Genomic DNA, 17,320 nt, shown 5'->3' with positions numbered 1-17,320 from the left:
CCCAGAGAGTCGCCCGTCGTTCACCTGCCGTTCACCTGCTCGGGAGAGTCTCGTTAACCGTCGCCTCTAGCGTCACTGTGTGCCCTGCACCGGGCCCCACCCATTCCAGATCGAAGGATCCACAGTGAAGATCTCCCGAATCGCACGAATCGGCGCCATCGGCGCCGTCGCCGCTCTCGCCCTCGCCGGCTGTGCCGCGAACGAAGGCGGCACCGGCTCGACCGACGAGCCCACGCAGTCCTCGCTCTCCGGCACCATCGACGCGACCGGCGCGTCCTCGCAGACGGCCGCCCAGGAGGCCTGGGTCGCCGCGTTCCAGACCGCCAACCCCGACGTGACCGTCAACTACGAGCCCACCGGCTCCGGCACGGGCCGCGAGAACTTCCTCGAAGGCGGCAGCAACTTCATCGGCTCCGACCGCGCTTTCAACGACGAGGAGATCGCCGCCGGCGGCTTCGGCGCCTGCACCACCGACGACATCGTCGAGGTCCCGCTCTACATCTCGCCGGTCGCCGTCGCGTTCAACCTCGAGGGCGTCGAAACCCTGAACCTGGATGCCGCCACCATCGCGGGCATCTTCGCCGGCACCATCACCAACTGGAACGCTCCCGAGATCGCCGCGCTGAACGACGGCGTCGAGCTGCCCGACCTGGCGATCTCGCCGGTGCACCGCTCCGACCCCTCGGGCACGCAGGAGACCTTCACCAAGTACCTCAACGCGACCGCGGGCGACATCTGGACCTACGAGCCGGCCGACGTCTGGCCGATCCAGGGCGGCGAGGCCGCTCAGGGCACCTCCGGCGTGAAGCAGGCCATCACGGCCGGCAACGGCGCGATCGGCTTCCTCGACGCGTCGCAGGCCGACGGCCTCGGACAGGTCGCGGTCGGCGTGGGCGAGGACTTCGTCTCCTACTCCGCCGAGGCCGCCTCGAAGCTCGTCGAGAACTCGCCGCTGGCGGAGGGCCGCGGCGAGGGCGACCTCGTCTTCGACGTGGACCCCGCCGCTGCCGCGGACGGCGCCTACCCGATCGCCCTGGTCAGCTACCTCATCGGCTGCGAGCAGTACGAGGACACCAACGTCGCGGAGCTCGTGAAGGAGTACTTCTCCTACATCGCGAGCGCCGAGGGCCAGGACGCCGCCGCCGAGAACGCCGGCAGCGCCCCGATCTCGGACGGTCTGCGCGAGCAGGTCCTGGCCGCGATCGACCTGATCCAGGTCGGCTGATCCAGCCGATCGACTGACAGCGGTGCCCCCGCGTCCCGACGGGGCGTGGGGGCACCTCCCGGTCAGCATCCGATCCACACCGACCCGGCCCGAAACAGGGAGATCATGAGCACGACCGCCCAGGCGCCCACACCGGCACCGACCCAGACGCCGCCCGCGCCGATCAAGGCCAAGCAGCGTCTCGGCGACCGGGTCTTCTCCGGCACCGCACTCGCGGCGGGGATCATCATCCTCATCGTCCTCGCGCTCGTCGCCGCCTTCCTCTTCATCCAGAGCCTCCCCGCGTTCCAACTCGACACCAGCGACAACCACATCCTCAAGGGCGAGTCGTTCTGGGTGTACGTGTGGCCGCTCGTCTTCGGCACGTTGTGGGCCTCTTTCATCGCCCTGCTCATCGCCGCACCGATCGCCATCGGCATCGCGCTGTTCATCTCGCACTACGCGCACCGTCGACTCGCGGCCTTCCTCGGGTACATCATCGATCTGCTCGCCGCCGTTCCCTCCGTGGTCTTCGGCCTCTGGGGCGGCCTGGTCCTGGCACCGCTCCTGCAGCCGATCTACGCATGGCTGAACACGCACGCGTCCTGGGTGCCGTTCTTCGGCGGTCAGGTCTCGTCCACCGGCAAGACGATCCTCACCGCGGCCCTCGTGCTCGCGGTGATGTGCATCCCGATCATGACCGCCATCTGCCGCGAGGTCTTCCTGCAGACCCCGAAGCTCCATGAAGAGGCCGCTCTCGCCCTCGGTTCGACCCGGTGGGAGATGGTCCGGATGGCCGTGCTCCCCTTCGCCCGCGGCGGCATGGTGTCGGCGGCGATGCTGGCGCTCGGCCGGGCTCTCGGCGAGACCATGGCCGTGACCATGGTGCTCTCCCCCTCCGCCGTCGTCAGCTTCCTGGTGCTCACCGCCACCAACCCGACGCCGATCCCCGCCAACATCGCGCTGGCCTTCCCCGAGGCGCACGGCACCGGCGTCAACACACTCATCGCCACCGGCCTCATCCTCTTCGTCGTGACCTTCGCGGTCAATGCGCTGGCGCGCTGGATCGTCGCCCGCCGCGCCGAGTTCTCGGGAGCGAACTGACATGACCACCCTGACCACTGCTCCCGCCGCCGGCACGTCGGCGTCGCTCACCTCCGGCAAGCTGCCCAAGTGGGCCCCGTGGGCGCTGCTCGCGGCGTCGTTCGTCATCTCCGCCGCGATCTTCGGCGTCGCGGCCGCAGGGTCCAGCCTCGCCGACTTCAACATCGTCGGAACCGCGATCGTCGGCATCCTGCTCTACATGGTCATCATCACGGTGATCTCCTCGATCGCCGAGAGCCGTCGCAAGGCGGTCGACCGCCTGATGACCGCTCTCGTCGCGACGGCGTTCCTGATCGCGCTGCTGCCGCTCGTCTCGCTGCTGTGGACGGTCGTGGCCAACGGTATCGAGCGCTTCGACGCCGAGTTCTTCAGCTACTCGATGCGCAACGTCGTCGGCGAGGGCGGCGGCATCGTCCACGCCATCTGGGGCACGGTACTCATCACTCTGACGGCCACGATCATCTCCGTTCCGATCGGTCTGATGACCTCGATCTACCTGGTCGAGTACGGTCGCGGAAAGGTCGCGAAGGCGATCACCTTCTTCGTCGACGTGATGACCGGCATCCCGTCGATCGTCGCCGGTCTGTTCATCTACGCCGTGTTCGCGCTCATCTTCAAGCCCGGTATCTCGATGGGGTTCATGGGCGCCCTCGCCCTCGCCGTGCTGATGACCCCGGTCGTCGTGCGCGGCAGCGAGGAGCTGCTGCGCATCGTCCCCAACGAGCTCCGCGAAGCCTCGTACGCGCTCGGCGTGCCGAAGTGGCTGACCATCCTCAAGGTGGTGCTGCCGACCTCGATCGCCGGCATCATGACCTCGGTCATGCTCGCGATCTCCCGCGTCATCGGCGAGACCGCGCCGCTGCTGCTCACCGCCGGGTTCACACAGAGCATGAACCTGAACATCTTCAACGGGCAGATGATGACCCTGCCGGTGTTCGCCTACAACCAGTACATGAACCAGGGCACGAGCCCGGATGCCGCCGTCGCGCGCGCCTGGGCTGCCGCCCTCACCCTCATCCTCATCGTCATGGTGCTGAACCTCCTCGCGCGTCTCATCGCGAAGTGGTTCGCCCCCAAAGTCTCCGGCCGCTGAGCGCCCGACCACTCAGAACAGGAATCCACGTGTCCAAGAGCATCGAAGTCAACGACCTCAACGTCTACTACAGCAACTTCCTCGCCGTCGAAGGCGTCTCCCTTGACATCCAGCCGCGCAGCGTCACGGCCTTCATCGGCCCGTCGGGCTGCGGCAAGTCCACGTTCCTGCGCACTCTCAACCGCATGCACGAGGTCATCCCCGGCGCCCGCGTCGAGGGTGAGGTACTGCTCGATGGCAAGGACCTCTACGGCCCCGGAGTCGACCCCGTGCTCGTGCGGCGCCAGGTGGGCATGGTCTTCCAGCGTCCCAACCCGTTCCCCACGATGTCCATCAAGGAGAACGTCCTCGCGGGCGTGAAGCTCAACAACACCCGCATGTCGAAGAGCGACCAGGACGACCTGGTCGAGAAGTCCCTCACGGGTGCGAACCTGTGGAACGAGGTCAAGGACCGCCTCGACCGACCGGGTTCCGGCCTCTCGGGCGGACAGCAGCAGCGACTGTGCATCGCCCGCGCGATCGCCGTGTCGCCGGAGGTGCTGCTGATGGACGAGCCGTGCTCGGCCCTGGACCCCATCTCGACGTACGCGATCGAGGAGCTGATCGGCGAGCTCAAGAACGAGTTCACGATCGTGATCGTCACGCACAACATGCAGCAGGCGAGCCGCGTCTCGGACAAGACCGCGTTCTTCAACATCGCCGGCACCGGCAAGCCCGGCAAGCTCATCGAGTACGACGACACCACCTCGATCTTCACCACCCCGTCCGTGCAGGCCACCGAGGACTACGTCTCCGGCCGCTTCGGTTGAGCTGAAGTTCACGCGAGAGGGCCCGGGAGCGTCGACTCCCGGGCCCTCTTGCGTGTCGGCGATGCCTCGACGCTCAGTCGCGCGGGGAGAGGAGGTAGCGGTTCAGGTCGGCCGTGAGGGCCTGATCCACCGGGAGCGAGACGTCGTCGACGGCTGTGATGGCCGCCGCGAGACGGACGCTCGACACGAGCCACGCGGCATCCGCCTGGGCCAGACCCGTCGCCGGGATACGGTCGTAGCCGACCTCGAACCCCCGTGCGGCGAGGTGCTCGTACACGCTGAGCTGAGTCGTGCCATGCAGGATGCCGCCGTTCGGGGCCGGGGTCACGAAGCGGTCTCCGAAGCGGAGGATCAGCGAGGCCGTCGGCGCCTCCAGCACATAGCCGTCACTCGACAGGAAGATCGCATCGTCCGCCCCGCGCCGGTGCGCCTCACGCAGGGCCGCCATGTTCACGGCGTACGACAGTGTCTTGGCCCCCAGCAGCAGCCACGGCGCCCGCTCCGCCGCGCCGAGGTCGTACCCGCGGTCCAGGGTGACGACGCGCACGCCGTTCTCGCGCACGGCGGAGAAGTCGGCCGCGGGCGCCGCCGTCACCCATGCCGTCGGAGTGGGGCCGTGCTCGACGCCGCGGCTCAGGATGAGCTTGATGACGGACTCGCCCGCACCGAGCTGTGCGGCGGCATGGTCGATGGCCTGTCGCCACTGCGCGGGGTTCGGCACGGGCAGATCGCACAACCGCGCCGAGTGCGCGAGCCGCTCGAGGTGCGGGACGACCTCCTGCGCATGGCCGTCGACCACGCCGATCGACTCGAACACACCGTCTCCGCGCTGCGTGCTCAGCTCGCCGACGCTGAGCGCCGGAGCCGCGGCATCCACCTGCGTGAACGTGTCGGCGTAGTCGGTACGCTGCTCGTCGGCGGCGACGGGATCGATCATCAGTGCAAAACGCCCGGTCATGATCCGAGCCTAGATGGCGGGAATACCCTCGGCGGCATCGCGTTACAATTGAACGGCCGGGCCGCATAACCCCGGGCTCCATTTTTCGCCGCTACGAGCGGCCTTCCGCCGAGAGGCGTTCTTGCGGCCCGGTCTTCTCCTATCCGGGCACAGGCGCGCGCGGGATCCGGACGTCAGGACAGGGCATCCATGCGCCACAGCACGGCTGCGGCCGCGAGGTCCTGCCCGTAGCTGCTCAATCGCAGCGCCCTCGTGGTCAGCTCGCTCGCGCGGGCGGGCTCGGTCGACTCATAGTCATCGGCGGTGTGCGTCGCACCAGAGGCCTGCACCCGGCAGAAGGCGGCGGCGCGGTCGAGCGCCACCGCGAAGTCCCCACGGAACGCCCCGCGCAGGATCGTATCGATGAGCGCGACGAGCTCGTCCGGGCTCGCCGGTACGGGCGCCCCGGCGATCACGGCATCCGCCGAAGCCAGCTCGACGCGGCCGCGGTCGTAGAGGAGGGCTGCGGTCCGGGGATCGCCGTGGATCGCGAGCTGCAGCACGTACAGGCGCCAGAGCGCTCCGGGCAGCGTGCGCGAAGGGGCCTTCGACCACAGTTCCGCGATCTCGTCGATCCCGTGCTCCGCGGTGAACGCGACCAGACGCTCGGCGCTCGCGCCGCTCTCGTCCGCACGGACGCGGGTCAGCAGGGCGGATGCCGTGGCATGCGCGATGCGGGTCTCCTCGGCGGGATCGTGCGCTCCGACGATGTTGTCGAAGGCGCTCGTCGGGCGGCGTACAGGCCGGTGGTACTGCTCGGGCATCCCTCCAGGGTACGCGCGATCAGCGACGCTCAGGCCGTGGGGATGACGATCACCGGGTCGGACGTCGGCTGCCCCGTCGGCGACCCGCCGGCCTGCTCGACCGTCACCGCGATCGCGTCGCCCGCCTGCATGTCGCCATCGAGCAGGGCGGTCGCCTCACCGCCGTCGACGTCGAACACGCCTGCCGAGACGGGGGCGTCACCGCGCACGAACCAGAGTTCGTAGGTCTCGCCCTCCCCCGGACTCGGGAGCCCGTCGGCCACCAGTACGGCCTTGCCGACCGAGCCCGACCAGTGGGCTGTCGCCGTTCCGCCGTCATCGAGGACGACGGTCGCCTGTTCGGCGTCTCCTGCCGCCTCGATCTCCTGCAGGGCGACCACGCTCGCGGGACGGTTCAGCTGCTCGTTCAACGCGACCGCTCCGATACCGACGCCGACCAGCACCGCGAGGCACGCAGCCAGCGCGAAGACGGTCCGTGTCCAGCGTCGCGGCGGCTTCGGAGAGGATCCGGGTGCGACCTCCGGAGCGACCGCGGACAGGTCCTCCGGGTGCACGGCCGGCTCCGCAGGGGACTCCGCGTCGACGGACGCCGCGGCTCGGCCGCTGCCGTCCTGCGGCAGGGCGGCGATCTGGTCGAGCAGCGCGGAGCGGATGTGCGCAGGAGCCGGAACGGGAGCTGCGGCGTCGGCGATCCCGGCGGCCGTGGCGGCATCCGCCTCGACCAGGTCCTGCCACTCGGGATGCGCGGCCAGCGCCGCCTGGAAGCGACGCTCGTCGTCTGCGGAGAGCGAGTGCAGCGCGGCACCTGCCGCGAGCTCCGCGAAGTCCTTCTCGTTCATGCCGTCACCCCCATCGCCGTGCGCAGACGGGTGAGTCCGTCTCGCATCCGTGTCTTGATCGTCCCCAGCGGGGCCCCCACGAGGGCCGCGATCTCGTTCTGACTGTAACCGCCGTAGTACGCGAGGACGAGTGCTTGGCGCTGCACCTCGGGAAGCCCCGAGAGCGCCTCGACGACCTTGCCTCCCTCGATCCCCAATTCGACCTGCTCCGCGACGCTGTCGTGCGCGACGCCGATGTCCTTGAAGCCTGCTCGTACGTCTCGGTCGGCGCTCGACTGCGAAGCCCGCACCCGATCCACCGCCCGACGATGAGCGATCGTCATGACCCACGCTCGTCCCTGTCCTCTGTTCGGAGCGAAGCGCGAAGCGGATTGCCAGATCTCCAGGAAGACCTCCTGCAGTACTTCCTCGCTCTGTGCACGGTTGACGAGCACTCGGAGAATGAGGCCGAACACGCGAGCGGAGAGGGTGTCGTAGAGAGCCGCGAAGGCAGCCTGATCACCGGACGCGACGCGGACGAGGAGGTCGGCGACAGCATCCTGCGTCGCTCCGTCCTCCGGAACGTCGAACCCATCGATGACCATCTCCATAAGCATGCCGCATCTCCTCCCCGATCACGTGCAGGCGTCACCCGAACGTGAAGGAATAGACCTCGATACCGGCCGGCACTTCGAGTGTGAGAGTGCCCTCCGCGATGTCGGACTGTTTGACGAGCTCGTAGGAGCGCGGGGTCCCGTCGATCGCGATGGTCTCCTTCGAGCCGTCGTCTCGTCGGACGACGATGTCACCGGAACCCGCGACCACGATCCGCACCTCGGCGGCGTGATAGTCGAGAGCGATCTCGCCGCCCTCGCCCTCCGGGGTCGCGAACTGGGTCTCGACCTTCCAGTCGCCGTCGAGCGCGAAGCTGTCCGCCGGCTGGTCCTTCGGGAACGAGTAGGCGTTCGTCCCTGCACGGTAGTCGCCGTCGCCGCCGTAGTTCACGTCCTTCGACGATCCGAGGAACGTCTCCCGCGTCGTGGATCCGACATCGGGCGTGTCATCCTCGACATCCGTCGCCGCAGGCAGCGACACGGACGGATCCGCATCCTTCAGCAGTTCGCGGATCATGGACTCGGTGGCGGCATAGTTGCCCTCTCCGAACGAGATGTGGCGCACGGTGCCCTCCGCATCGATCAGGTAGTGGGCGGGCCAGTACCGGTTGCGGTAGTTCGTCCACGTCGACAGGGTGTTGTCGAGCGCGACCGGGTACTCGATGCCGAAGTCGCGGATGCCGGCTGCGACGTTCCCCGGATCCTTCTCGAAGGCGTACTCCGGAGAGTGGATGCCGATCACCTGGAGGCCTGCGTCGCGGTACGCCTCGTCCCACGCGACGACGTGCGGCAGCGATCGCTGGCAGTTGATGCAGGAGTAGGCCCAGAAGTCGATCAGCACGACCTGACCGCGCAGATCCTCCAGGTCGAGCGCCTCGCCGTCCGGGGTGTTGAGCCACTCCTGGATGCCCTTGATCGACGGCGCGGTGCCGCACGATTCGAGTTCCTCGGCACCGTTGGTGCACTTGTCGAGATCCTTGTTCTCCTCGTTGACCAGCCCGCCGAGATCGAGCGCGTCCTTGACCTGATCGGAGTCCGCGATCTGCTCCTGCAACGGTGCCGTGTAGTCGGGCAGCAGCCGCTGCAGCGCCTGCGGCACGTTGAACACGAGCCCGATGGCGAGCGCGATCATCGCGATGCCGGCGGCGATGCGCAGCCCGCGCTCCTTCGAACGGAAGGAGCGGATGCGCTCGACCACGCTGCGACCCGCGAGCGCGAAGATCAGCAGTGGCACGGCCACCCCGATGGAGAACGACACGGTGAGCAGCACGGTTCCGATGCCGATCTGTCCGGTGGATCCGGCGACGATGATGGCGGCCAGCACCGGACCGGCGCACGGCACGAACACCGCGCCGAGTGCGAGGCCGACGCCGAAGCCGCTCCCGCGGTTCTTCACCTCGCGCTGCCCGAACCTCTGGAAGGGGCGCTCGAGGATGTGCTGGAAACGCGGGACGATGAGCCCGACGCCGATGATGATCAGGACCGCGATGCCGACCCAGCGGATGATGTCCTGCGGCAGGTTCAGCAGTCCGAGGAGAAGCGAGCCTCCGAGGGTGACGAGCGTGAAGCTCAGCACCAACCCCGCGATCACGAAGTACGGTCGGCTTCGCCTGGCCGGCACCACCTCGTCTTCGTACCTCGCCGACTGCGCTCCTCCGGTGAGGAAGATCACGGGCAGGACGGGCAGGATGCACGGCGAGATGCCGGTGATGAGCCCGCCGAGCAGGCCGATGATGATCAGGTCCATGAGGTCCCCACTTCTGTCAGGGACTGTTCGCTCCGAGGCCGTCATCGGATTGGATCGGACTCGTTTCGAAGATTTCTCAGATTTCCTCCATCCGATCCCGGGCGGGCTCCGAACAGATGTCGACGCCACGGAGAGGCCGTGGCTCAGTTCTGAAGGAGCTCGACATGTTCAGCACCAAGAAGAAGGTCACCGCAGCAGTCACGCTCGGCCTGGCGAGCGCGTTCCTGCTCTCCGCCTGTTCGATGGGCAGCGGCAGCACCGCCGAGGAGTCCACCGAGCCGAAGGCGCCTGAGACGTCGGAGTCGACGCCGATGGAGATGGACCCGGCAGCGAACCTCGTCGGTCCCGGTTGCGCCGCCTACGCGGAGGCCGTGCCGGATGGCGCAGGATCGATCCAGGGCATGTCCCAGGACCCGGTGGCCGTCGCGGCATCCAACAACCCGATCCTGACCACGCTGGTCGCCGCGGTGAGTGGACAGCTCAACCCCGACGTCAACCTGGTCGACACGCTCAACGGCGACGAGTTCACCGTCTTCGCACCGGTGGATGACGCCTTCGCGAAGATCGACCCCGCCACGATCGAGGCCCTCAAGACCGACAGCGCCACGCTGAGCTCGATCCTGACGTACCACGTGGTCCCGGGCCAGATCGAGCCCGCCGACATCGAGGGCATGCACACCACCGTGCAGGGCGCCGACCTGGAGGTCACCGGCAGCGGTGACGACTGGATGGTCAACGATGCCAAGGTCGTCTGCGGTGGAGTCCAGACCGCGAACGCGACCGTGTACCTGATCGACACGGTTCTGATGCCCCCGGCTTCCTAAGCTCGGGATGGCCGGGAGGAGGACCCGGCACGCGCCCTTCTCGGGAGCAGGGGGAGGCATCCGGGAAGGAATGGGGCCGTCGGCGACGCTGTGTCGCAGGCGGCCCCTCGTCGTGCGCACTAGACTTTGAGGAGGGGCCTCTAGCTCAGTTGGCAGAGCATCGGACTTTTAATCCGCGGGTCGTGGGTTCGAGCCCCACGGGGCCCACCAGCATCCTGATTCCTCCGCACACCCGGCGTTCGTGCCGGGTGCAACGCCGGGATCGATCCGGACGGGTAATGTTCACCTCATGGGAACACTCGAGTACAACAGCGCTCGCCCGCCGATCGACGTCGACGACCAGACTCTGGCGCACCTGAAGATCGTCATCGGGACGAAACTGCGCCGCCATGAGAGCTTCATGATGACTTGGCTGTCCGACGGGAAGCCCTCCGGCCGTCTCACGATCTGGATGCACCCGAGCATCCCGCTGATCTTCGCGTTCGACGACTCGAAGATGGCCGAGATCGATCCGTCGCGGATCGAGCGCATGATGGAGAACCTGAACGCCCGCGGCGAGCTCGTTCTCGACCAGCTCGCCTAGCCCGCTACTCTCCGCCGCTCCCCGCGAGCAGCTCTGCGCGGATCTCGGCCACCCCTCCCGGCAGGGACTCGCCTTCGAGTTCGAACGTCGGGGCCTCGGGGTTCCCGCCGATGGCGCACACCGCAACGCTGTCCTGACCGTCGAGCGTCTTGGGGATGACCACGAACCAGAGCGACGGCTGGTCCAGCCACTCGGTCGTCGCCATGTCGGCGTAGTACGTCGCGCCGGTCGCCAGGCTCCGGGTTCTCTCGGTGCAGAGGGCGACGAGATCCGCACCCGTGAACTCCGGGGTGGGCTCCGGGGGCGCCGGGGTCGCCGTCGCGGTCGCCGTCGGTGAAGGCGTGGGCGAGGGCGTCGGGCTCGTCGTCGCGGATGTCGCTGAGGGCGAAGGAGACGACGCCGGAGAAGCTGCGCAGCCTGCCAGCAGGACGAGCACCGGAACGAGGACGAGAGCGGGACGGAAGCGCATGCCTGGATGCTACTGCCCCGGTTTCCGGATCCGACGGGAGCGCTCCGAGGACCGGGACTTCTCCTGCTTTCTCCTTCTGTATCACCGCATTCGCGCATCGGCCACCCCCTTCACTCCGGCCACAGTCCGGGAGAGGCTTCTGTCGTCCCCGAACGGCGGACGACTCTCCACGAAAGGACGAATGATGGCTCTCACCGGCAATCGAGTGGCATTCCTGGCGACCGATGGATTCGAGGACAGTGAACTCACCAGCCCCTGGGAAGCCGTGACCGCCCAGGGCGCGAGCGCCACGATGATCGCCCCGGACGGCGCGGCGATCACGGGCAAGAACGGTCATGAGCAGGCCGTCGATCTCCTCGCCTCCGAGACGTCGGCAGATCAGTTCGATGCGCTCGTGCTTCCGGGCGGCGTCGTCAACGCGGACCATCTGCGGCTCGACAAGCCCTCCATCGCGCTCGCCCGCGCCTTCTTCGAGCAGCACAAGCCGGTCGGCGTGATCTGCCACGGCGCCTGGATCCTCATCGAGGCCGGCGTCGTCGACGGCCGCACGCTCACGAGCTACCCGAGTCTGACCACGGATCTGCGCAACGCGGGCGCGACATGGGTCGACGAAGAGGTCGTGGTGGACGAGGGCCTCGTCTCGAGCCGCACGCCGGACGACCTGCCGGCCTTCAACGCGAAGCTCGTCGAGGAGATCGGCGAGGGGAAGCACTCGGGTCAGACGGCCTGATCCGAGTCGGCGCTCAGGACCGCGCCCGGTGCCGACGCACCGCGGCGCGGTTCGCGCAGCGCACGGAGCAGAAGCGCTGGCGACCGTTCCGCGTCACGTCCGCCACGACGTTCGCGCAGGGCGCGGCCTGGCATCGGCCGAGTCGGCTCATCCCTCGTGTCACGAGGTGCAGCGAAGTACCCAGGCTGATGATCGCGCGGAGCACGTAGGGCAGCGAGGGCACGTCGTCGCGGTAGTGCAGGTGCCACCCTTCGCCGTCGTGGTTCGTCAGGCGCGGATAGGCGGCGGCCGCGGCGAGCTGCGCGTTGAGCAGCAGCGCTCGCGCATCGGGATCGGGCTCGTCGACGATCGTGAGCCACTCGTCGATCACAGCCCTGATCTGCTCGTGGTCATCGGGAGCCGGCGGGAAGGTCTGCGTCATGCCCAAGGCGAGGGTGCGCTCCTCGATTCCGGCTCGGTCATCGGGCCAGTCGTTGGCGAGGGATGCGGCCAGCAGGACCGCATACTCGCCGTAAGGGTTGAGATGCATAAGACCATTACATCACGCTGGGTACATGACCTCGCTGAACACCCTTCCGATCCCCCGCATCCTCCCCACCGCACAGACGCACGAGCATGCCTGGCTCGTGGAGTCGCGGCATCCGACGAGCGAGGGCGTGGTGCTCTACGTCCGCTGCGCGGACTGCGGAATCCGCCGGATCGACGTGCAGTCGCACCCTCACACGCCGCCGATCTCGATGAGTGCGGAGCTCGGCGGTGCGCCGAGCTGATCCTCACGCCTCGATGAGCTCGCCGGTCGTCGGCACCCAGCGACCGCCGCCCGGTCGGGTGAAGACGAGCGGGATGCCGCGGGCCTCCCGCGAGAGCGACTCCGACACCTGCACGTGCAGATGTGGCTCGGTGCTGTTGCCGGAGTTGCCGCACTCCCCCACCTGGTCGCCGACCGCCACCTCCTGCCCCGCGCGCACCCGGACGCTGCCCACCCGCAGGTGCGCCAGCAGCACCACCCCCTTGCCCACGCGGATGGCGACGTGGTTGCCCGCGATCGCCGGCGCGCCACCGCGGACGCGGGCCGACTGGGTGAGCGCGTAGGCGATCAGCGCGAACGGCGAACGGCGCGCCTCATGATCGGGCTCGCCGTCGTGGACGGCGACGACCTCGCCCGCGACCGGGCTGAGGATCGGACGGCCGAACCCGACGAAACTCTCCGGTCGTTCTGTGCGGATCAGGCTCGCGATCGTGCGCCTCGCGCTGCGTCCGTCCGGGCCGACCGGCACGAAGTCGATCGCATGAGAGGTGCCGAACAGTTCCGTGCCGTGGCTGGGCACACGCGATGCCGGGCTGTTCTGCACCAGCCACCGGCCGACGAAGGGCAGGGCCAGCTCGACGGCATCCGGCCCGGTCATCCCGTCAGCTCGATGAGCTTGCGGGTCGTCCGCAGGTTGCGCGCGGTACCCGCGACCCCGAGCGCGCGGTCAAGCACAGCCTTCGTGAGCTTCGTGGAGTGCACGCCATCCGCGCCATAGTCGATCCACAGGTCGTTCCCGATGAGCTCGAGACGCTCCGCAGGCAGGAGCCGCTGCTCCAGCGCCTCGACCGCACCGCGTGCGGGTGCTCCCTCCAGGAACATCGCGTGCACGAACTTCACCTCCCCCTCGGGGAACGGCTGGGCGGACTCGGACGCGCGCAACTGCGCATTGGTCCGGTGGACGACGGGCGTGTCGACTCCGAACTCGTCGTGGATCACGGCGCGAACAGCCGCGCACGCAGCCTCCGGATGCTTCGGGGTCGCGCAGATGATGTTGCCACTGGCGATGTACGTCGAGACCTCGGCGAGGTCCGTCTCGGTGGCGAGAACCTCTCGAAGCCGCGCCATCGGAACGCTGTTGCGTCCACTGACGTTCACGGCCCGCAGCAGCAGGACGCTGCGACTCACGCGTCGGCGCTCTCGACCAGCTCCGCACCCGCATGCACGAGTTCGGCCAATGCCGCCTCGCTCGGCCCCGGTGCGACGCCGACGACGAGGTCGGTGAGGATGCGGACGCGAACGCCATGCGAGATGGCGTCGAGTGCGGATGCTCGGACACAGTGGTCCGTCGCGATGCCCACGACATCGGCGCTGAGCACTCCCGCTGCGGTCAGGATGGCGCCGACGGTCTCCCCCGCCTCCGTCTCACCCTCGAACATCGAGTAGGCCGGCTTCCCCTGCCCTTTGCGGACATGGTGCGTCACGGCATCCGTCACCAGGAGCGGATCGTATTCGGCCCCCTCGGTACCGGCGACGCAGTGGACGGGCCACGAGTCGATGTAGTCCGGCGCCTCGGCGAAATGCCCGCCGTTGTCGCCCTCCACATCGTGCCAGTCGCGCGAGGCGATGATCACCTGATAGTCCGCGGAGTGCGCGGCAAGGAAGGTCGAGACGGCGGTGGCCACCGCATCGCCGCCGGCCACGGCGAGTGCACCGCCCTCGGTGAAGTCGTTCTGCACGTCGACGATGAGAAGCGCTCTGCTCATGCTTCGAGGGTACGCCGTGCGGAACGGGAAAGGCCCCGTGATGTTCTTCGCATCACGGGGCCTTCGGAGCCGCTTGTCAGAATCGAACTGACGACCTTTTCATTACGAGTGAAATGCTCTGCCGACTGAGCTAAAGCGGCGTGCGACGCGTGAGCGGCGCGATCACCGATATTACCCTGTCTCGTGCTCGCTCGCGAATCGAGACCGCCTCACTCGCAGCGGAGGCCGTCTTCGGGCACCACATCGTCGAGCAGGAACGCCTCGACAGCGTCGTCGACACAGGAATTGCCCTTGTTGTAGCCGGTGTGCCCCTCACCGACGCGGGTGATGAGGACACCCTCCTCGAGCTGGTCGGCGAGCGACTCCGACCACTCGTACGGAGTGGCGGGGTCGTTCGTCGTCCCGATCACCAGGATCGGTCCGGCGCCCTCGGCCGTGATCTCGTCGCGCGTGCCGGTCGGCGGGTAGGGCCAGACCTCGCACGAATCCGGACCGGTCCAATACGGGGCGATGGTCGGCGCACCCTTGGCGATCTTGGCCTCGATCGCGGCTTCGGCCGCCGGATCGTCTTCCACCGGGTAATCCATGCAGTTGTAGGCACGGAAGGCCTCGGTCGAGTTGTCGATGTAGACGCCGTTCTCGCGACTGTTGTAGGCGTCGGCGAGGTAGAAGGCCGTCGTCGGGTCGCCCTGGAGCGCCTCGTCGAGCGCCTGCGTGAGGGCACTCCAGCTCTGCTCCGAATAGAGCGCGGTGATGATGCCCGTCAGCAGGGAATCCGCGCCCATCATGCGACCGTCACCGTTCTTCAGCGGCGTGCGGTCGACACTCGCCAACAGCGCCCCCAGGTCGGCCATCGCCTCGTCGACGGAGCCGTTGAAGGGGCAGTTCCCTGATTCGAGGCAGTCCTGCATGTACGCGCGCAGCGCCGATTCGAAGCCGAGAGCCTGGGTCGCGCCCACTTCGAGCCCCGGGACCGCGGGGTCGATGGCGCCATCGAGCACCAGGCGTCCGGCCTTCTCGGGATAGAGCTTCGCGTACGTCGCGCCGAGGAACGTGCCGTACGAGTAGCCGAGATAGTTCAGCTGCTTGTCGCCCAGCACGGCCCGGATCAGGTCCATGTCGCGGGCGGCGTTGATCGTGGTGATGTGCGGCAGGATACCTCCGCTGTTCGCATCACAGGCCTCGGCGAAGGACCGGTGCGCGTCGAGCAGCTCGGCCTCCCAGTCGGCCGTGCCGCGGGCGGCAGTGGGGATGCCGTAGAGATACTCGTCCATCTGCGGCGCGTCGTAGCAGGTCACCGCGGTCGAGCCGCCGACTCCACGCGGGTCGAAGCCGATCACATCGTAGTTCTCGATGATGTCGGCGCCGACGGCGAAGTCGAGGCTGTTCAGGATGAGGTCGACGCCGCTCGCACCCGGTCCGCCCGGATTCGTCAGCAGCGATCCGACCGGGGTGCCCTCGGCCCGGTGTCGCACGACCGAGAGCGTGATGTCGCCCTCGCCCGGGTTCTCCCAGTCGAGGGGAGCCGTGACGTCGGTGCAGTCGAATCCGACACCGCAGTCGCTCCACACCAGCTCCTGCGAATAGAAGGGCAGCAGGTCTTCTGCGACCCCCTCGGTGTCGGGAGCGCTGGTCGTGGACGGGCGCGACGACTGCTCGGGGATCATCGAATACAGACAGCCCGAGAGGGCGACGGATGCAGCGGCCAGACCGGCGATGACGGCGGCGGCGCGACGGAAGCGGGAAGTCGGTCGATTGTTCACGGTTTCCTCCCGCTCGTGATCGTCACGAGCAAGCTCTCCAGTGCGAGCAGAGGGGCGACGTTGCGCTCCAGCGACTGCCGCGTCTCGGCAAGGTGGTCAAGTACGACAAGGGTACGGGTCTCGGACCAGGCGGATGCGAGGGCGGCCAGCTCCGAGTGCAGCTCGCTGTTGATGAGGTCGTCCCCGCGGCCGAACTGGAGCATTACGACGTCACGGAAGAGCGACTGCATGTCGGTGAGCACGCGGTCGATGCCGTCGCGCAGGCTGCGGGTGGCCCGTTTCTTCTGATCGTCTTCGAGGGCCGAGAGCTGCGTTCGCACTGCCGGAGGCACGGCCTGCCCCTCGGCGATGCCGATGGTGCGGAGGAGGGAGGCCCGTTCGCTCGCATCGCGTTCGGCGGTGAGTGCCTTCGCGTCTTCCGTCGCTGCCTGGATGATCCGCCCGGCCACCTCGACCGCATCGCCGACGCCACGGACACCGAGGACCGACCGAAGGGTCTCATCGCGCCGGCGTCGGGCCCCATCGTCGGTGGCCAGTCGCTGAGCCATGCCGATGTGGCGCTGCGCGTGCCGGGCGGCCTGCTCGGCGACGCTCTCGTCGACCCCCGTGCGGAGGCTGATCAGCCTGGCGACATCGGCGACGTCGGGCTCCCTGAGGCGCAGCGAGCGCACGCGCGAGCGGATCGTCGGCAGCAGGTCGGCCTCGCTCGGGGCGCACAGGATCCACACCGTCTGCTCCGGCGGCTCCTCGAGCGCCTTCAGGAGCACGTTCGAGGTGCGCTCGACCATGCGGTCGGCGTCTTCGACCACGATGACCCGGTAGCGCCCCGCAGAGGGCGCGAAGTAGGAGCGCTCCACGAGTGCTCGCGCCTCGGCGATCGTGATGATGACCTTGTCGGTGCGCAGAGCCGTGACGTCGGGATGGGTGCCGGCCAACACCTGGCGCATCACCGTCTCATCGTCGGGGCGGTCGGCGACGAGGGCGGCCGCGAACGCGTACGCAAGCGTCGAGCGCCCCGATCCGGGCGGGCCGGTGATCAACCAGGCATGCGACAGTGCGGCGGGATCGGATGCCGCGGCACGGAGCGTGTCGACGGCAGCGTCCTGCCCCCAGACATCGGCCCACGGGAAGGGAGCGGCGACGGTCTGGGGCATGCACTCAGCCTAATCGGGACCACCGACTCCCCCGCACGGTCCTCGCTCGGAGGGTGTCCCATGCGTCCGACGCGTGCCCGCTCGTGCGGCCATAGGTGCCGCGTCGGCATCTGGAGAGTACCGTCCAGCCGAG

Annotated in this window: 20 protein-coding genes and 2 tRNA genes; 9 read left to right on the top strand and 13 right to left on the bottom strand. The window is 68.3% G+C overall.

Going from position 1 to position 17,320, the window contains the following annotated elements; all coding sequences use genetic code 11:
- The first annotated feature begins 124 nt into the window (after positions 1-124).
- The 4 genes from CQ045_RS11070 to pstB all read left to right on the top strand — a co-directional run bounded on the left by CQ045_RS11070 (position 125) and on the right by pstB (position 4,210).
- Positions 125-1,225, top strand: a complete 1,101-nt coding sequence (locus CQ045_RS11070) for a phosphate ABC transporter substrate-binding protein PstS (RefSeq protein ID WP_105723618.1) — start codon at positions 125-127, stop codon at positions 1,223-1,225.
- A 105-nt stretch (positions 1,226-1,330) separates the two neighbouring features.
- Entirely contained in the window at positions 1,331-2,308 is a 978-nt protein-coding gene (gene pstC, locus CQ045_RS11065; protein ID WP_105723616.1) for a phosphate ABC transporter permease subunit PstC, read from the top strand.
- A gap of 1 nt (position 2,309) precedes the next feature.
- Positions 2,310-3,401: a phosphate ABC transporter permease PstA gene (gene pstA / locus CQ045_RS11060; protein ID WP_105723614.1), complete on the top strand. Its 1,092-nt coding sequence runs from the start codon at positions 2,310-2,312 to the stop codon at positions 3,399-3,401.
- 29 nt (positions 3,402-3,430) lie between these two features.
- A complete protein-coding gene (gene pstB, locus CQ045_RS11055; RefSeq protein ID WP_105723612.1) occupies positions 3,431-4,210 on the top strand; it encodes a phosphate ABC transporter ATP-binding protein PstB in 780 nt (259 codons plus the stop codon).
- A 73-nt stretch (positions 4,211-4,283) separates the two neighbouring features.
- On the opposite strand, the gene CQ045_RS11050 is transcribed toward pstB, so the two are convergent.
- The 5 genes from CQ045_RS11050 to CQ045_RS11030 form a co-directional block, all read right to left on the bottom strand.
- On the bottom strand, positions 4,284-5,168 hold the full coding sequence (locus CQ045_RS11050; protein ID WP_105723610.1) for an aminodeoxychorismate lyase: 885 nt from the start codon (positions 5,166-5,168) through the stop codon (positions 4,284-4,286).
- A gap of 173 nt (positions 5,169-5,341) precedes the next feature.
- Complete coding sequence (locus tag CQ045_RS11045; protein WP_105723608.1) at positions 5,342-5,971, bottom strand: DNA-directed RNA polymerase subunit beta; 630 nt, start codon at positions 5,969-5,971, stop codon at positions 5,342-5,344.
- Between the two features lie 29 nt (positions 5,972-6,000).
- The gene (locus CQ045_RS11040) at positions 6,001-6,810 is read right to left on the bottom strand and encodes an anti-sigma factor domain-containing protein (RefSeq protein WP_105723606.1); all 810 of its coding nucleotides are present in this window, start codon (positions 6,808-6,810) and stop codon (positions 6,001-6,003) included.
- Positions 6,807-7,406 carry an ECF RNA polymerase sigma factor SigK gene (sigK, locus tag CQ045_RS11035; RefSeq protein ID WP_181156535.1) on the bottom strand — a complete coding sequence of 200 codons (600 nt, stop codon included), beginning with the start codon at positions 7,404-7,406 and terminating at the stop codon, positions 6,807-6,809. The genes CQ045_RS11040 and sigK overlap by 4 nt, the downstream gene beginning before the upstream one ends.
- A 31-nt stretch (positions 7,407-7,437) precedes the next feature.
- Positions 7,438-9,150, bottom strand: a complete 1,713-nt coding sequence (locus CQ045_RS11030; protein WP_105723604.1) for a cytochrome c biogenesis protein DipZ — start codon at positions 9,148-9,150, stop codon at positions 7,438-7,440.
- Between the two features lie 164 nt (positions 9,151-9,314).
- Here CQ045_RS11030 and CQ045_RS11025 point away from each other — a divergent pair, with 164 nt between their 5' ends.
- The 3 genes from CQ045_RS11025 (at position 9,315) to CQ045_RS11015 (ending at position 10,557) form a co-directional block, all read left to right on the top strand.
- Positions 9,315-9,974: a fasciclin domain-containing protein gene (locus CQ045_RS11025; protein ID WP_105723602.1), complete on the top strand. Its 660-nt coding sequence runs from the start codon at positions 9,315-9,317 to the stop codon at positions 9,972-9,974.
- 134 nt (positions 9,975-10,108) lie between these two features.
- Positions 10,109-10,184 (top strand) — tRNA-Lys (locus CQ045_RS11020).
- Between the two features lie 79 nt (positions 10,185-10,263).
- Positions 10,264-10,557 carry a hypothetical protein gene (locus tag CQ045_RS11015; RefSeq protein ID WP_105723600.1) on the top strand — a complete coding sequence of 98 codons (294 nt, stop codon included), beginning with the start codon at positions 10,264-10,266 and terminating at the stop codon, positions 10,555-10,557.
- A gap of 4 nt (positions 10,558-10,561) precedes the next feature.
- Here CQ045_RS11015 and CQ045_RS11010 read toward each other — a convergent pair whose 3' ends face one another.
- The gene (locus CQ045_RS11010; protein WP_105723598.1) at positions 10,562-11,026 is read right to left on the bottom strand and encodes a hypothetical protein; all 465 of its coding nucleotides are present in this window, start codon (positions 11,024-11,026) and stop codon (positions 10,562-10,564) included.
- A 181-nt stretch (positions 11,027-11,207) separates the two neighbouring features.
- On the opposite strand from CQ045_RS11010, the gene CQ045_RS11005 reads away from it, so the two are divergent.
- Complete coding sequence (locus CQ045_RS11005) at positions 11,208-11,756, top strand: type 1 glutamine amidotransferase domain-containing protein (protein ID WP_374955022.1); 549 nt, start codon at positions 11,208-11,210, stop codon at positions 11,754-11,756.
- A gap of 13 nt (positions 11,757-11,769) precedes the next feature.
- On the opposite strand, the gene CQ045_RS11000 is transcribed toward CQ045_RS11005, so the two are convergent.
- Positions 11,770-12,285, bottom strand: a complete 516-nt coding sequence (locus CQ045_RS11000; RefSeq protein ID WP_105723596.1) for a CGNR zinc finger domain-containing protein — start codon at positions 12,283-12,285, stop codon at positions 11,770-11,772.
- Positions 12,286-12,310: 25 nt separating this feature from the next.
- On the opposite strand from CQ045_RS11000, the gene CQ045_RS10995 reads away from it, so the two are divergent.
- Positions 12,311-12,526 carry a hypothetical protein gene (locus CQ045_RS10995; RefSeq protein WP_105723594.1) on the top strand — a complete coding sequence of 72 codons (216 nt, stop codon included), beginning with the start codon at positions 12,311-12,313 and terminating at the stop codon, positions 12,524-12,526.
- A gap of 3 nt (positions 12,527-12,529) precedes the next feature.
- On the opposite strand, the gene CQ045_RS10990 is transcribed toward CQ045_RS10995, so the two are convergent.
- The 6 genes from CQ045_RS10990 to CQ045_RS10965 form a co-directional block, all read right to left on the bottom strand.
- Positions 12,530-13,162 (bottom strand): M23 family metallopeptidase, encoded by a 633-nt coding sequence (locus tag CQ045_RS10990; RefSeq protein WP_105723592.1) that lies wholly within the window; start codon positions 13,160-13,162, stop codon positions 12,530-12,532.
- A complete protein-coding gene (locus CQ045_RS10985) occupies positions 13,159-13,692 on the bottom strand; it encodes a DUF1697 domain-containing protein (RefSeq protein WP_105723590.1) in 534 nt (177 codons plus the stop codon). Before CQ045_RS10985 ends, CQ045_RS10990 begins: the two co-directional genes overlap by 4 nt.
- Complete coding sequence (locus tag CQ045_RS10980) at positions 13,689-14,270, bottom strand: isochorismatase family protein (RefSeq protein WP_105723588.1); 582 nt, start codon at positions 14,268-14,270, stop codon at positions 13,689-13,691. The genes CQ045_RS10985 and CQ045_RS10980 overlap by 4 nt, the downstream gene beginning before the upstream one ends.
- Positions 14,271-14,337: 67 nt before the next feature.
- A tRNA-Thr gene (locus CQ045_RS10975) sits at positions 14,338-14,410 on the bottom strand.
- A gap of 69 nt (positions 14,411-14,479) precedes the next feature.
- A complete protein-coding gene (locus CQ045_RS10970; RefSeq protein ID WP_105723586.1) occupies positions 14,480-16,033 on the bottom strand; it encodes an alpha/beta hydrolase in 1,554 nt (517 codons plus the stop codon).
- On the bottom strand, positions 16,030-17,187 hold the full coding sequence (locus tag CQ045_RS10965) for a DNA polymerase III subunit delta' (RefSeq protein WP_105723584.1): 1,158 nt from the start codon (positions 17,185-17,187) through the stop codon (positions 16,030-16,032). The genes CQ045_RS10970 and CQ045_RS10965 overlap by 4 nt, the downstream gene beginning before the upstream one ends.
- Positions 17,188-17,320: the final 133 nt, after the last annotated feature.

This window comes from Microbacterium sp. MYb66, assembly GCF_002979435.1.
Taxonomy (GTDB): Bacteria; Actinomycetota; Actinomycetes; order Actinomycetales; family Microbacteriaceae; genus Microbacterium.
The sequence above is the reverse complement of the archived record's forward strand: the minus strand, read 5'-3'. Positions and strand labels throughout refer to the sequence as shown.